This is a genomic window from Streptomyces sp. NPDC058008 (assembly GCF_042886395.1).
GTDB lineage: Bacteria > Actinomycetota > Actinomycetes > Streptomycetales > Streptomycetaceae > Streptomyces.
The window spans coordinates 1-14,567 of the sequence record NZ_JBHVQX010000017.1 but is presented as its reverse complement, the minus strand read 5'-3'; the positions used below and the strand labels follow the sequence as shown (position 1 = coordinate 14,567).

The following is a 14,567-nucleotide window of genomic DNA, read 5'->3' as shown; positions in this document are numbered from 1 at the left end:
GCGGCGCGGGGGCTCTCCTCCTGTTCAGGCGCGGGTGGCGGTGGGGGCGGTGGCCGCCGGGGGCTTCGCCTTCGTGGCGGGGATCCGTGACAGGAAGCGGATGAGGGGCGCCTTGTCGAACTGGAGGACGGCGACGCCGTCCGGCGCGTGCAGTTCCAGGACCAGCTGGGCACGGCCGCACGGCCATACGCGGATGTCGCCGCGGGCGGCGGGGGAGCGCAGCCCGCGTTCCAGGAGGTCGAGGCCGAAGGCCCAGTCGGCGCCTTGGGGGAGCCGGACGTGGACGGTCCGCGGGTCCTCGGGGTCGCAGCGCAGTTCCACGGGGACGGGCCGGGGATCGGGGCCGTCGGTGATGAGCCGGGCTCGGGCGTGTTCCTGGATCACGAGAGACATGGCCGGCTCCTCCTGTGGGACAATCTCTTCCCCTAATGTCCCATATTTTCGCATTTGGGCATGTCGGGGGTTGGTCTAGTTGTCATCTCTGCGCTCTTGCGAACAGTTCGCAAGAGGGCTCTATCATGGAGCGTTTCCCGACCCCGCCAGCAGCAGCGCCCGAAGCGGAGCCACTCCATGCATGTACCCGACGGTTTCATCGACGCACCCGTCTCCGCCGTCGCGGGTGTCGTCGCCGCAGGCGCGGTCGCCGTGGCCCTGCGCGGCGCACGGCGCGAACTGGACGAGAGGACGGCCCCCCTGGCGGGGCTGGTCGCCGCGTTCGTCTTCGCCGTGCAGATGCTGAACTTCCCGGTCGCCGCGGGCACCAGCGGGCACCTCCTGGGCGGGGCGCTGGCCGCGATCCTCGTCGGGCCCTGGACGGGTGTCCTCTGCCTCGCGGTCGTCCTGCTGATGCAGGGCATCCTCTTCGCCGACGGCGGCCTCACCGCGCTGGGCGTGAACATCACCGTGATGGGGGTGGTCACCACCGTCGTCGCCTACGCCGTCTTCCGCGGGCTGGCCCGTGTGCTGCCCCGCACCCGCCGCTCGACGACCGTCGCGGCCTTCGTGGCCGCGCTGCTCTCCGTGCCGGCCGCCGCCGTCGCGTTCACCGCGATCTACGCCGTCGGCGGGACCACCGACGTGCCCGTGGGCAAGGTCCTCACCGCGATGGTCGGCGTCCACGTCCTGATCGGCGTCGGGGAGGCGGCGATCACCGCGCTGACCGTCGGCGCCGTGATCGCGGTGCGCCCCGACCTGGTGCACGGGGCCCGCGGGCTCGCCGCCCCGCTGAAGCTCCGTGTCGACGGCGCCCTCGTGGACGTCCCCGCGACGCAGGCCGCCCCGGCCGCGGCCCGTTCCACCCGCACGGTGTGGGCCACCGGCCTGGCCGCCGCCCTCGTCCTCGCGGGCTTCGTCTCCTTCTACGCGTCCGCGAACCCCGACGGCCTGGAGAAGGTCGCCGCCGACAAGGGCATCGACGAGAAGGTCCAGGAGCACGGCGCCGCCGACTCCCCGCTCGCCGACTACGGGGTCAAGGACGTCGGCGACGCCCGCCTGTCGGGAGGCCTCGCCGGGGTGATCGGCGTGGGCGTCACCGTCGCCGTCGGCAGCGGGGTGTTCTGGGCGGTACGCCGCCGCCGTACGCCCGAGGCCCCCGAGGCCCGCACCGCTGAGTCCGTCTGACATGGGCGCCGGTCACGCGCACAAGCTCTACCGGCACGGGCACTCGCCCGTCCACGGGCTCCCGCCGCACTGCAAGCTCGCCGCCGTCCTCTGCTTCGTCGTGGTCGTCGTCTCCACCCCGCGCGAGGCCGTCTGGGCCTTCGCGGCGTACGCCCTGCTGCTGGCCGCCGTCGCCGCGGTGGCCCGGATCCCGCCCGGGTTCCTGCTGCGGCGCCTGGCCATCGAGGTGCCGTTCGTCGCCTTCGCCGTGCTCATGCCGTTCGTCGTGCCCGGCGAGCGGACCGAGCTGCTCGGCGTGTCCGTCAGCGTCCCCGGCCTCTGGGGCGCCTGGAACGTCCTCGCGAAGGGCACCCTCGGGGTGGCCGCCTCGGTGATCCTGGCCTCGACCACCGAACTGCGCTCCCTGCTGCTCGGCCTCCAGCGGCTGCGGATGCCGCCCCTGCTCGTCCAGATCGCGTCCTTCATGATCCGCTACGGCGACGTCATCACCGACGAGCTGCGCCGCATGTCGGTCGCCCGGCGCTCCCGTGGCTTCGAGGCCCGCGGGGTACGGCACTGGGGCGCCCTCGCCAGGACGGCGGGAGCCCTGTTCATCCGGTCCTACGAGCGCGGCGAACGCGTCCACCTCGCGATGGTCAGCCGCGGGTACACCGGCACCATGCCGGTGACCGACGAGGCGACGGCCTCCCGGACCCAGTGGGCGCACGCCGCCGCACTCCCCGTGCTCGCCCTCGCCGTGTGTCTGCTGGGATGGACCGTATGAGCCTGCCCACCACCCCCGCGCCGTCCCTCGAGGTCAGCGGACTCGCCTACGCCTACCCCGACGGCCACCAGGCCCTCTTCGGTGTCGACCTGACCGTCGCCCGGGGCGAACGCGTGGCGCTCCTCGGACCCAACGGCGCGGGCAAGACCACCCTGGTCCTCCACCTCAACGGCATCCTCGACGCGGGCGCCGGCACCGTACGGGTCGCCGGGCTGCCCGTGGAGAAACGGAACCTCGCGGAGATCAGGCGCCGCGTCGGCATCGTCTTCCAGGACCCGGACGACCAGCTGTTCATGCCGACCGTCCGCGAGGACGTCGCCTTCGGCCCGGCCGCGGCGGGACTGCGCGGACCCGAGCTGGAGGAACGGGTCATGACCGCGCTCACCCGCGTCGGCATGCGGGACTACGCGGCACGGCCCCCGCACCACCTGTCCTTCGGCCAGCGCCGCCGCGTCGCCGTCGCCACGGTCCTCGCCATGGAGCCCGAGATCCTCGTCCTGGACGAGCCCTCCTCCAACCTGGACCCGGCCTCCCGGCGCGAACTCGCCGACATCCTGCGGTCCCTGGACGTCACCGTCCTGATGGTCACCCACGACCTGCCGTACGCCCTCGAACTCTGCCCCCGCGCCGTCATCCTCAGCGACGGGGTGATCGCCGCCGACGACCGGACCCAGGACCTGCTGTGCGACGACGCGCTCATGCGCGGGCACCGGCTGGAGCTGCCCTTCGGCTTCGATCCGCGTTCCGTGTCCGTTCCGCGTCCGTGAACAGGGGGTGACCCGCCACCCGTTCCGCCCGCGGCGCGATGCACCATGGGGGGATGAGCGGGAGCGCGGGAGCAGGCGTGGACGTACGGGGCACGGTGGCACCGGGATTCGAGGCGGTACGCGACGCCTTCGTCCGGAACTTCGAACAGCGCGGTGAACGGGGAGCGGCCGTCGCCCTCTACCGTCACGGGCGCAAGGTCGTGGACCTGTGGGCCGGCACGAGGGACGTCGACGGAGCCGAACCCTGGGCCGTGGACACCGTGCAGGTCGTCCGCTCGGCCGGGAAGGGCGTCGCCGCCGCCGTGCCGCTGCTGCTGCACCAGCGCGGGCAGGTCGACCTGGACGCCCCGGTCGGCACCTACTGGCCGGAGTTCAAGGCGAACGGCAAGGAGCGCGTCCTCGTACGCCACCTCCTCGCCCACCGGGCCGGGCTGGCCGCCCTCGACACGACGCTGACGCCCGAGGAGGCCGTGGACCAGGTGTCGGGGCCGCGCGCCGTCGCCGGACAGCGGCCGCAGTGGGAACCCGGCACCGACCACGGGTACCACGCCCAGACCTACAGCTGGCTCGTCGCGGAGCTGGTGCGCCGAGTCACCGGGCGGACCATAGGCCGCTGGGTCGCCGAGGAGATCGCCCGCCCGCTCGGCCTGGACTTCTGGTTCGGGCTCCCGGCGGACGAGGCGCACCGCATCGGGCGGATCGGCCCCGTCGAACCCCCTCCGGCCGAGGCGGGCGGCACCCTGCGGATGCGCCCCAAGCGCTCCGTCGTCGAGGCCTACGGCGACCCGTCCTCGCTCACCCGCCGCGCCTTCGGGGCGATCGACCCCTTCCCCGACGAGAACGACCCGGCCTACCGGGCCGCCGAACTCCCCGCGTCCAACGGCGTCGCCACCGCGCGGGGACTCGCCCGCTGCTACGCCGCGATGATCGGGGAGGTCGACGGGCAGCGGCTGTTCGCCCCCGCCACCCTCACGCTGGCCCGCACCGAGGAGTCCGCGGGACCGGACCGGGTGCTGGTCGTCAACACCCGTTTCGGACTGGGCTACATGCTGCACGGCCCGTCCGCGCCGCTGCTCGGCCCCGGGTCCTTCGGGCACCCCGGACGCGGCGGTTCGCTGGGCTTCGCCGACCCCGGATCGGGCATCGCGCTCGGCTACGTCACCAACGGCCTGCAGAAGGGGGTCACCGCCGATCCCCGTGCCCAAGCCCTGGTCAGAGCAGTACGGTTGGCGCTATGACTCCTCCTCGCTTCGACGGGTACGCCGCACTTCTCACCGGCGCGGGACAGGGCATCGGGGCGGCCACCGCCCGCAGGCTCGCCTCCGAGGGCGCGGCCGTCCTGGTCACCGACCTGGACCCCGGGCGCGCCGAACGCACGGCGGCGGGGATACGCGAGGCGGGCGGCACCGCCGGATCCCTGGCCTGCGACGTGGGTGACCGGGCGGCCGTCGACGCCGCGGTGGCCCACGCGGTCGCCGTGTTCGGCCGGCTCGACGTCCTGGTCAACAACGCCTACGGCAACCACGACGACGCCGCGCTCTTCGAGGACGAGGAGGACGAGCCCTGGGCCCGCACCCTCGACATCACCCTGAGCGGCCCCTACCGCTGCTCGCGCGCCGCACTGCCGCACCTGGTGGCGTCCGGCAGGGGCGCCGTCGTCAACATCGGCTCGGTCAACGGCGAGCAGGACTTCGGCGGCCACGCCTACAGCGCCGCGAAGGCGGGCCTGGCCAGCCTGACCCGTACGCTCGCCGGTCACGCGGGCCCGCGCGGTGTCCGCGTCAACCTCGTCGCCCCCGGCACGATCCGTACGGAGGGCTGGGCGGGACGCGACGCCCAGCTGGCGCGGGCGAGCGCCCTCTACCCGCTCGGCCGGATCGGCGAACCCGAGGACATCGCGTCCGCCGTCGCCTTCCTCGCCTCCCGGGACGCCGCCTGGATCACCGGGACGACCCTGCGGGTGGACGGCGGGCTCCTCGGCGTCAACACGGGCTTCCGCAGGGCGATGACGGGTGAGGACGCGTAGGACGGACCGGACGGGACCGGGCGGGCCCGCGGGCTCCCCGGGTCCGGGCCGGTGCGGAGGCCGCGAGCGGGAACGCCGCCCGCAGCCACCGGGAATCCGCCGAGGAGCCCCGGGCGCGGGAGGCCGTCCGCCGGTGGTCCGGCCGGGGGTGCACCTGTCCCGATCGATGGCGGCCTTCGGGGACGAGCGCTTCCGGGACGGGGCCGCCGGCGCGGGGCGCGCACCGCGCGGGCGGACGGGGAGTGCGCGACCGGAGCCGGGCCCCTGGGGACGGGGTTCGCGGCGGGGACGGCCACCCGGAAGGACATGACCGGGGCCGGACCGGAGAAGCCGAAGGGGGCGCACGCCGCGAAGGCCGCCGGGGTCCGCGAGCTCACCGGGCCCCGCGTGCGCCGCGCCCGCCGTCGGCTGTCGTACCCCTGTGGCACAGTGATGCGCCGTCGTCCGGAAGCAGTTGACGAGAGGCATGGGTGGCACCCGTGGGTGACTTCTTCGAGCGCGTCGTGGATCTCGAGGTGACCGGCGAGGAGGCCGGGCCGCTCGCCGCGCGGATGGTCGACTGGATGGTCGCCGAGGGCGTCATCACGCGGGAGACGACCGGGGACGCGGTGTACAGCCTTCCCGTCGACGTCGGGCACGTCCCGGGGCCCGGCTGGGCGCGGGCGGTCGCCGACGCCTCCGACCCGTCGTGGATCCCGGGGCCCGTGGCGGTCCTCGTCGGACGCGACCAGCACGTCGGCGGCCAGGGCGAGTACGCGGCGGACGCGGTGACCTGCCCGCGCTGTTCGGCCCGCACCGTCGTCATCGACCACCCGGAACGGTTCACGGCGGACGACGAGGTCTGGCAGCCGTTCAACGACGGCATCGAGGCGTGGAAGGAGACGGGGCGGGGCGAGGTGCCCTGCCCCGCCTGCGGCGTCCATGTGCCGGTCACCGAGTGGGACTTCGGCCTCGGCTTCGACCTCGGGGCGCTCGCCTTCGACTTCTGGGGCTGGCCCCCGCTCTCCCTCCGCTTCCTCGCGGAGTTCCGCGCCCGGCTGGGGCACCGTACCGAGGAGCAGTACGGCAAGTTCTGAGCCGGCCCGCTCAACCGGTGTGCAGCATCAGCCCGATGCCGACCACCATCAGCCCGGCGGCCGCGATCCGCGGGCCGCCGAACCTCTCCTTGAAGAACAGGGTCCCTATCGCGGCACCCACGATGATCGAGGACTCGCGCAGCGCGGCGACCGGGGCGAGCGGGGCCCTGGTCTGCGCCCACAGGACGAGTCCGTAGGCGGCGACCGACAGGGCCGCGCCCAGGAGGCCCCGCGCCATGAACGGCTTGAGCTGGGGCACCAGCGCGCCCCGCCTGCGCCCGTAGGCGTACGCCGGGATGACGAGGCCCTGCGCGATCATGAGCCACCCGATGTAGCCGACGGGCGTGCCCGACGCGCGTACCCCGACCCCGTCGACCGTGGTGTACCCGGCGATGGCGAGCCCCGTGGCGAGGGCCGCCAGGAGCGCGGGCGGGTGCGGGCGGCCGCCGGAACCCCGGATGCCCCACAGCGCCAGCCCGACGAGCCCCGCCGAGGCCACCGCCACCCCCGCGGTCGCCCAGCCGTCCGGCACCTCACCGACGAACACGGCGGCCAGCACGGTCACCACGAGCGGTGCCGTGCCCCGGGCGATCGGATACATCTGGCCGAAGTCGCCCAGTGTGAACGAACGCATCAGCAGCAGCATGTACGCCACGTGCAGGCCCGCGGAGACGAGCAGATACGGCCAGGCACCGGCCGCCGGGAGCGGCGCGAGGCAGGCGAGGACGGCTCCTATCAGCGCCCCGCCGCCCGAGATCAGGGTGAAGGACAGCAACTGGTCACGCAGGGCGTGGGCGATGGCGTTCCAGCTCGCGTGCGTGACGGCGGCGGCCAGGACGGCCGCCACCACCAGCGGGGTCACGCGGTCCGCTCGCGCACGTCCACCAGGGCGCCGCCCGCCAGTTCGACCAGGGTGGCGGGGGCGAGCCGGAAGACGGCGTGCGGGTGCCCCGCCGCCGCCCACACCTCGGGGTGGGCGAGCAGGCCCCGGTCGGCCAGCACACGGGTCTTCGTCCGGTGGCCGAAGGGCGGCACACCGCCGATCGCGTATCCCGTGGTCGCCCGGACGAGGTCGGCCCGCGCCCGCTCGACCTTCGCGGCGCCGAGCTCTCTCCGTACGAGCTCCACGTCGACCCGCGAGGAGCCGTCCATCAGGACCAGGACGGGGACCCCGTCCGCCGCGAAGATCAGGGACTTGACGATCTGGCTCAGTTCGCAGCCGATCGCCGCGGCGGCCTCGGCCGCGGTGCGGGTGGCGTCCGGGAAGCGGCGTACCTCGACGTCGAGACCCAGCTCCCGCAGGGCTTCGGCGAAGAGGGGGTGGGCGAGGGCCGGGGCGGCGTCGGGGGTCGCGTCGGGAGTGCTCATGCCCCGCACGCTACTGAACCGAGGCGTGTGTACACCACATGAATTGCCGGGACGGCACCCCGGGCCGCTCTCAGCCGGCCAGGTCGATCCGGGTACCGGCGCCCCGGGTGCGGGCGGCGTCGATCAGCAGTCGTGCCACGGCCAGGTCCTGGAGGCCGACGCCCACCGAGTTGAAGAGTGTGAGATCGCTGTCCGAGGTCCGGCCGGGTGCGGCGCCCGCGAGGACGTCGCCCAGCTCGCGGCGGAAGTCGTCCTCGCCGAGCGCGCCCTCGGCGAGCGGTATCAGCACCTCGCCGGACTTCGCGCGGGCCGTCGTCCAGGCGTCGACGACGATCCGGCAGCGGACGACGCCCTCCGTGTCGATCTCCCGGTGGTCGGGGCGCGGCGGGGCGCCGACGGCGTTGACGTGCTGGCCGGGCGTCAGCCACGCGCCCCGGATCAGCGGCTCCCTCGACGGTGTCAGCGTGCAGAGGACGTCGGACGCCTCGGTCACCTCGCGCGGCCCGGCCAGCGCGGTCGCCGCCACGCCGAGCTCCGCCGTGATCCACGCGGCGAGCTCCAGGCTCCGGCCGCGGTCGCGCCCCCACAGCACGATCCGTTCGTAGCCGCGGCCCGGCAGCAGGGCGCGGGCGTGGGCGCGGGCCAGCGGGCCCGTCCCGACGAGCCCCAGGACGCGCGCGTCCTGCCGGGCGAGGGCGCGGGTGGCGACGGCGGTGGCGGCTGCGGTCCTCGCCCGGGTCACCTCGGCCCCGTCGAGCAGCGCCTCGCACGCGCCGGTGTCCGCGGACACGGCGAGGACGGCCGACCGCTGGACGGGCAGGCCCCGTTCACGGTTGGCGGGAAGGTCGGCCAGCAGCTTCACGGTGGCGAGCCCGGCCGGGGCGGACGCCGCGGCCATCGCGAGGAAGGCCCCGTCGGACCCCGGCAGCGGCATCGCCGGGGGCGCCGGGAGAACGGCCCTGCCCAGTGCCAGATCCAGGTGGCAGCGCTCCACCGCCCTCTCGACGTCCTCCCGTGCGTCCACGAGCAGTGCGGCGATGTCGGAGCGGGTCAGGATCAGCGTCATGTCGTGTGTCCTTGGTCGGAGGTGTCCGGCGCCGGTCAGGTGCCGCGCAGGAAGGGGACGGTCAGCCCCGAGGGCGCCCGGCTGCGGCCGACCAGTCCGCTCACCGCCAGCAGCGCGATGACGTACGGCAGGGTCGTCAGCAGCGGCGCGGACAGGTGCAGGCCGAGCGCGGGTGCCGCGAACTGGAGTGCCTGCGCCACCCCGAAGAACAGGCAGGCCGCGATCGTGGGCCAGGCCCGCCAGCGCCCCGCGATCACGGCGACGACCGCGAGGTAGCCGATGCCGCCCGTGATGTTGTCGCTGAAGGCGTGCACCTCCGACAGGGCCAGCTGCGCGCCCGCCAGGCCGGAGACGGCCCCGGTGAGCAGCACGGCCGCGAAGCGGACGGCGCGCACCGGGAGCCCGCAGCGGTCGGCGGTGGTCGCGTCCTCCCCGATCGCGTCGACCGCCAGGCCCCACCCCGTGCGCCGGCTGAAGACGAGGGCCAGGACGGCGGCGACGGCGAAGGCGGCGTAGCCGAGGGCGGTCTGCTCGAAGAGGGCCGGTCCCAGCACGGGGACGCTGTGCAGGACGGGCACGGCGACCGGGTCGAATCCGGGCACGGAGTCCGCCGCCCCGTTGCCGGACAGGACGCGGGAGCCGTACGTCGTCGCGCCCAGGGCGAGGGCGTTGGCGGTGATGCCGGTGACGATCTGGTCCGCGCGCAGGACGACACTGAGCAGGGCCTGGAGGGCCGCGAAGAGCAGGCCGGCGGCCAGCGCCGCCAGCACCCCGACGCCGGCGCTCCCCGAGGCCAGCGCGCCCGCCGCGCCCGCGAAGGCGCCGGTCAGCATCATGCCCTCGACGGACAGGTTGAGTACGCCGGCGCGTTCGCTGAGCAGTTCCCCCGAGGAGGCGAGCAGGAGCGGCACGGCCAGCCGCACCCCGCCGGAGACGAGTTCCTCCACGACCGCGCTCATGAGGCCCTCCCGTTGCGTGTGGTTCCGAACATGGCCGCGGCGACGAACAGGACGAGCAGGCTCTGCACGATCTGTACGGAGGAGGCGGGGACCCCGGCCGCGAGCTGGAGGCTGATGCCGCCGTTGGTGAGGAAGCCGAAGAGGAGCGACACCGCGGCCACGGCGGTCAGCGAGCCGCGTGCCAGCAGACCGACCACGAGCCCGGAGAAGCCGTAACCCGAGGAGAAGTGCTCGGCCAGCACGTAGGGGGCGATGGCGACGAGCGAGGCGCCCGCGAGGCCCGCGGCGGCGCCGGCGAAGGCCAGGCTGCCCGTCTCCAGGCGTGTCACGGGAAGTCCGAGCCGGGCCGAGGCGGCGGGGGAGTGGCCGACGGAGCGCAGCCGCAGACCGACGGCGGTGCGGCGCAGCACCACCCCGGTGACCACGGCCGCGACGGCCGCGATGAGGACGATCGCGGTCGCGGGGGACTCGATGCCGCCGATCAGCGGCAGCCGGGCCCCTTCGGGGAGCGGCGCGGACTGCGGCAGCGTCTCGGACGAGGTCACGGGCTGGCGCAGCAGCGCCTCCTCGTGGACGGCCACCGAGACCAGCCCCACGCCGGTGAAGTTCAGCAGCAGCGTGGTGATGACCTCGCTGGTGCCCCTCTTCGCCCGGAGCAGCCCGGCGATCCCGGCCCAGGCTCCGCCCGCCGCGCACCCCGCGACGAGGACCAGCGGCACACCGAGCGCCGCCGGGACACCGGCGGGCAGCGCCGTCCCCACGGCCGCCCCGGCCAGCCCGCCGGCGCACAGCTGTCCCTCGCCGCCCACGTTCACGAGTCCCGCGCGGTGCGCGACGGTGAATCCGGTGGCGATGAGGGCCAGCACCGCCGCCGAGTTCAGTGAGCTCCCGACGGCGTACGGCGACCCGAACATGCCCTCGACGAGTGCGTCCCAGGCGGTCCCCGGTTCCGTACCGGCGCCCTTCACGAGGCCCAGGCCGACCGCGCCCGCGAGGACGACCGCCAGGACGCCGACGGCGACGGGGTGCCCGAGGGCCGGGGCGATGCGGGCGCCCGCCGCGCGGAGGACGGGGACGGGGGCGGGCAGGGCAGGCGGTGGGGGCGGCATGGTGGCTCCTCGGGATGTGTCGTGGGTCGCGCGTCCCGGCCCGGGGCGGCGGCGGCCGGGGCACGGGGGCTGCGTAGGGGTGGGCCGGACGTACGGGCCGGGCGGGGGCGCGACTCCGTCCACGGGGGCGGCGGTTCCGGCCCGGGCGGGCGCTGTGGAGCGGTGGTTCAGCGCGCGGCTCCGGCCGTGCGGGCCGTGTTCCGCCCGTCGGATCCCGAGGCGTCCGCCCCGAGCATCAGGGCCCCGATCCGGTCCCGGGCGTCCGGCTCCGCCGGATCGACGGGGCCCAGCAGCTTCCCCCGGTAGGCCACGACGATCCGGTCGCACAGGGCGAGGAGTTCGGACAGTTCGCTGGAGACCACCAGCACACCCGTCCCCGCGGCGGCGGCGGCACGGATCCGGGCGTGCACGGCGCCCACCGCTCCGATGTCCAGGCCGCGGGTGGGCTGGGCCGCGGCCAGGCAGACCAGCGGGTCGAGCGCCAGCTCGCGGGCCAGTACGACCTTCTGCTGGTTCCCTCCGGACAGGGACGACATCAGGGCCCCCGGCCCGTCCGCCCGGATGCCGTGCCCGGTGAGCACCTCGTCCGCCGCACGGCCCATGGCCCGCCGGTCGAGGAACACCCCGTAGCGGCGGAACCGGTCGAGCCGGCCGAGGAACAGGTTGTCGGAGACCCGCAGTTGCGGCACGCACCCCTCGTGGAGCCGGTCCTCGGGCACCACACCCAGTCCCGCCCGGCTCCGCTCGCGCGGCCCCGCCCCCGTGAGGTCCCGCCCGTCGAGCTCCACGCGCCCGGTGCCGGGCGCGGCCGAGCCGCCGAGCAGCGCCATGAGTTCGCTCTGGCCGTTGCCCTCGACCCCGGCGATCCCCACGATCTCCCCGAACCCGACGTCCAGGCTGACCCCGTCCAGCGCGGAGGTCCCGTCGGCGCGCCGCACACCGACGTCACGCAGGCGCAGCGCCGCCGCCGTGCGGTCCCGGGCCGCACGGCCCGATCCCGTGGGACCGGCGGGCCCGTGCGCGGTCCGCGCCTCGGCGCGGCCGGGGGTCCCGGGCGGTGCGCCGGGTGTCCCGGGCTCCGGGGGCTCACCCTCGGAGGCCAGCCCGATCGTCCCGGCGAGCCCCGCGTCCAGCGAGCCCGCCGGCCGGCCGATCATCAGTGGCACCAGCCGCTCCGGCGGGAGTCCGGACAGCGGCCCGCCCCCGGAGACCCGTCCCGCGCGCAGCACGGTCGCCTCGTCACCGGCCCGCGCCACCTCGCCGAGCTTGTGCGTCACCAGGACCACGGCCCGGCCCGATCCGGCGATCCGGCGGCAGGTCTCCAGCAGGGCGTCCGTCTCGGCCGGGCCGAGGACGCCCGTCGGTTCGTCCAGGACGAGCAGCCGGGGCTCCCGCAGCAGCGCCTTGACGATCTCGACGCGCTGGCGCACGCCCACGGGCAGGTCCGCCACCCGGGCGTCGAGGTCGAGTGCGAGCCCGTACTCCTCGCGCACCCGTGCCACCCGCCCCGGCAGGTCCCGCAGGCGCAGCAGGCGCATGTTCTCGCCCACGGTCAGGGTGGGTACGAGGCTGAAGTGCTGGTGGACCATGGCGATCCCGGCGGCGAGCGCGTCGGCGGGCCGGCGGGGCGCGTAGGGCGCCCCGTAGAGGCGCAGGCTGCCCCCGTCCGGGACCAGCGAGCCGCCCACGACGTGGCACAGGGTCGACTTGCCCGCGCCGTTCTCCCCGAGCACGCAGTGGACGGTGCCGGATCGGACGAGGAGGTCCACGCCGTCCAGGGCCCGCATCGTGCCGAAGGACTTGGTGAGTCCGGTGATCTCCAGCGCGGGAGCGGACGTGGTCATCGGGTGGTGATCCCGCCGGACGCGATCTTCCGCTTCAGCTCGTCGAGCTTCCCGCCCACCGACGGGTCGGCGGTGTCGCAGAGCACGATGTCGTTCTGCGGATCCTCGAAGGTCAGGCCGAAGTGGACGGCTTCGGCCTTCCAGTCGCCGGCGACCAGGTGGTCCACCGCGTACTCGATCTCCGCGCCGATGTCCGTCTCCACGTATCCGGCGTACGCCGGGTCGCTCCCGCACCCGTGGGCGATCGGGCCGCCGATGAGCGCTCCGTCGCGCTGCCCTGCCGCCTGCGCGACCCCCTTGTGGCCGAGGTTGAGTACCTGGCCCAGGACGTCCGCACCGGCGCCGAAGTCGGCGAGCGCGGACTGCTTGGCCTTGGCGACGTCGTTGAAGTCGCCGACGTACTGCGGCGCGAGGACCTTCACGGCCGGGTCGGCCGCCGCGGCGCCCCGGCCGTACTCCTCGGCGGCGTTCACGATCGCCGGGAGTTCCGCGCCGCCGATGAAGCCGACCTTCCCGCTCTTCGAGAGGAGCGCGGACGCTGCCCCGGAGAGGAACGCCGCCTCGGCCTGCTGCGGGTCGTACAGCGAGAGGTTCGCGAGGGGCTTGCCGTCGGCCGGGCCGCCGATCTCGGCGAACTTCACCTGAGGGAAGCGCGCCGCGACGTTGCGGACATCGGCGTCGGTCTGGCCGCCGATGGAGATCACCAGGTCGGAGGTGGTGGCGAAGCGGACCAGGGCCTTCTCGTAGTCCGCGGTCGCCACCTGTTCGACCTTGCTGAACTCCACCGCGCCGGCGTGCTCCTCCGCCGCCCGCTGGTAACCGAGGTACGCGGAGCCCATGAAGCCGTCGTCGGAGAGCGAACCGGGGAACAGGACGCCGACCTTGAGCGTGCCGTCGTCCTTCCCGCCGTCGGCCGCGGACGACCCGCCGCAGGCCGTCAGCAGGAGCAGCCCCGACACCACGGACGCGGCGACGGCGACGGGAGTGGGGAGGGGTCGGGATGGTGCCACTGGGATGCCTCCAGGAAACGGGGCCCGCGAGCCGGTTAGTGGTATACCGCTATGGCGCCCCAGTTTCCGGGTCGTATGTTGCCGCCGTGTTAGCGAGCGGTTAGCAGTGGCGGACCGGCCGCGCGATCCGCATACGGTGGGACCGCCCCGACACCGGAGGAAAGCCTTGGTGACAGCAGCCCGACCGTCCGACGCGGGACGCCCCTCGCTGCGCGACCTCGCGTACGAGACCTTGCGGCGGCGCATCATCGAGGTCGAACTCCAGCCCGGGGAAAGGCTCGTGGAGCGCGACCTGGCCAGGGAGCTGGAGGTCTCGCGCATCCCGCTGCGGGAGGCGCTGCGGCTCCTGGCGGCCGACGGGCTCGTGCTGCTGGTGCCGCACCGGGGCGCACTGGTCGCGCCGTTCACGCCCGGCGACGTGCGCGACCTCTTCGACGTACGGGAGTCGCTGGAGTCCCTCGCGGCGCGCCTGGCGGCGGAGCGGGCGGACGCGGACGGGCTGGCCCGTCTGGCGGCCGGTCTGGAGGCCGCCCGCGCCGCGACCCTCGCGCACGACCGCGCCGCCATCGCGGCGGCCAACGCGGCCTTCCACAGCGACATCGTCGACCTCGCGGCCAACGCGCTGCTCAGCGGTGTGATGCGGCCCCTGGAGGCGCGCATGCACTGGCTGTTCCGGCTGACGGCCCAGCGGGACCCGGCCCGGCAGTGCGCGGAACACGCGCGCATGTACGAGGCCATCGCCGCGCGGGACGCCGACCGCGCGGCCCGCCTGGCGCACGAGCACGTGGCGGACGGCCGCGCCACCAGTCTCGCGCTCGCGGAGCGGTGGTCCCGCCCCGACATCGACCCCGAGGCGGTCGCCGCGCGCCGCCGGCGGGGCCGGGGCGACGGCCACAAGCCGGCCGGGGGCCGGGGGGGGGCCGCCGCCCGCCCCCCCCCGGCCGGGAGGGACACCGGGC

At 75.1% G+C, this 14,567-nt stretch carries 15 protein-coding genes; 7 read left to right on the top strand and 8 right to left on the bottom strand.

All coding sequences use genetic code 11. The features are described from left to right. Window positions 1–24 precede the first annotated feature (24 nt). Window positions 25–393 (bottom strand): SsgA family sporulation/cell division regulator, encoded by a 369-nt coding sequence (locus tag ACFVS9_RS18635; RefSeq protein ID WP_383113660.1) that lies wholly within the window; start codon window positions 391–393, stop codon window positions 25–27. Between the two features lie 177 nt (window positions 394–570). On the opposite strand from ACFVS9_RS18635, the gene ACFVS9_RS18630 reads away from it, so the two are divergent. The 6 genes from ACFVS9_RS18630 (at window position 571) to ACFVS9_RS18605 (ending at window position 6,252) form a co-directional block, all read left to right on the top strand. Then, window positions 571–1,620, top strand: coding sequence for an energy-coupling factor ABC transporter permease (locus ACFVS9_RS18630; protein ID WP_389933641.1), 1,050 nt, complete (start codon window positions 571–573; stop codon window positions 1,618–1,620). Between the two features lies 1 nt (window position 1,621). Next, the gene (cbiQ, locus tag ACFVS9_RS18625) at window positions 1,622–2,383 is read left to right on the top strand and encodes a cobalt ECF transporter T component CbiQ (RefSeq protein ID WP_389933638.1); all 762 of its coding nucleotides are present in this window, start codon (window positions 1,622–1,624) and stop codon (window positions 2,381–2,383) included. Then, window positions 2,380–3,150, top strand: coding sequence for an energy-coupling factor ABC transporter ATP-binding protein (locus tag ACFVS9_RS18620; protein ID WP_383113663.1), 771 nt, complete (start codon window positions 2,380–2,382; stop codon window positions 3,148–3,150). The genes cbiQ and ACFVS9_RS18620 overlap by 4 nt, the downstream gene beginning before the upstream one ends. A 77-nt stretch (window positions 3,151–3,227) precedes the next feature. Further along, entirely contained in the window at window positions 3,228–4,388 is a 1,161-nt protein-coding gene (locus ACFVS9_RS18615; RefSeq protein WP_383113677.1) for a serine hydrolase domain-containing protein, read from the top strand. Further along, complete coding sequence (locus ACFVS9_RS18610) at window positions 4,385–5,176, top strand: SDR family NAD(P)-dependent oxidoreductase (protein WP_389933635.1); 792 nt, start codon at window positions 4,385–4,387, stop codon at window positions 5,174–5,176. The genes ACFVS9_RS18615 and ACFVS9_RS18610 overlap by 4 nt, the downstream gene beginning before the upstream one ends. Window positions 5,177–5,646: 470 nt before the next feature. Further along, the gene (locus ACFVS9_RS18605) at window positions 5,647–6,252 is read left to right on the top strand and encodes a hypothetical protein (RefSeq protein WP_389933632.1); all 606 of its coding nucleotides are present in this window, start codon (window positions 5,647–5,649) and stop codon (window positions 6,250–6,252) included. Between the two features lie 10 nt (window positions 6,253–6,262). Here the strand turns inward: ACFVS9_RS18605 and ACFVS9_RS18600 are convergent, their stop codons facing one another. The 7 genes from ACFVS9_RS18600 to ACFVS9_RS18570 all read right to left on the bottom strand — a co-directional run bounded on the left by ACFVS9_RS18600 (window position 6,263) and on the right by ACFVS9_RS18570 (window position 13,608). Next, window positions 6,263–7,114 carry an EamA family transporter gene (locus tag ACFVS9_RS18600; protein WP_383113666.1) on the bottom strand — a complete coding sequence of 284 codons (852 nt, stop codon included), beginning with the start codon at window positions 7,112–7,114 and terminating at the stop codon, window positions 6,263–6,265. Beyond that, window positions 7,111–7,620 (bottom strand): YbaK/EbsC family protein, encoded by a 510-nt coding sequence (locus tag ACFVS9_RS18595; RefSeq protein WP_383113667.1) that lies wholly within the window; start codon window positions 7,618–7,620, stop codon window positions 7,111–7,113. The genes ACFVS9_RS18600 and ACFVS9_RS18595 overlap by 4 nt, the downstream gene beginning before the upstream one ends. 70 nt (window positions 7,621–7,690) lie before the next feature. Next, the gene (locus ACFVS9_RS18590) at window positions 7,691–8,686 is read right to left on the bottom strand and encodes an ornithine cyclodeaminase family protein (protein WP_389933628.1); all 996 of its coding nucleotides are present in this window, start codon (window positions 8,684–8,686) and stop codon (window positions 7,691–7,693) included. Window positions 8,687–8,721: 35 nt separating this feature from the next. After that, a complete protein-coding gene (locus ACFVS9_RS18585; protein ID WP_383113669.1) occupies window positions 8,722–9,645 on the bottom strand; it encodes an ABC transporter permease in 924 nt (307 codons plus the stop codon). Then, window positions 9,642–10,754, bottom strand: coding sequence for an ABC transporter permease (locus tag ACFVS9_RS18580; RefSeq protein ID WP_389933625.1), 1,113 nt, complete (start codon window positions 10,752–10,754; stop codon window positions 9,642–9,644). The genes ACFVS9_RS18585 and ACFVS9_RS18580 overlap by 4 nt, the downstream gene beginning before the upstream one ends. A gap of 167 nt (window positions 10,755–10,921) precedes the next feature. Further along, window positions 10,922–12,598 (bottom strand): ABC transporter ATP-binding protein, encoded by a 1,677-nt coding sequence (locus tag ACFVS9_RS18575; protein ID WP_389933623.1) that lies wholly within the window; start codon window positions 12,596–12,598, stop codon window positions 10,922–10,924. Next, window positions 12,595–13,608, bottom strand: coding sequence for a BMP family protein (locus tag ACFVS9_RS18570; protein ID WP_383113672.1), 1,014 nt, complete (start codon window positions 13,606–13,608; stop codon window positions 12,595–12,597). Before ACFVS9_RS18570 ends, ACFVS9_RS18575 begins: the two co-directional genes overlap by 4 nt. A gap of 169 nt (window positions 13,609–13,777) precedes the next feature. On the opposite strand from ACFVS9_RS18570, the gene ACFVS9_RS18565 reads away from it, so the two are divergent. Continuing rightward, on the top strand, window positions 13,778–14,567 hold a 790-nt coding region (locus ACFVS9_RS18565; protein ID WP_389933619.1), incomplete at its 3' end, for a GntR family transcriptional regulator.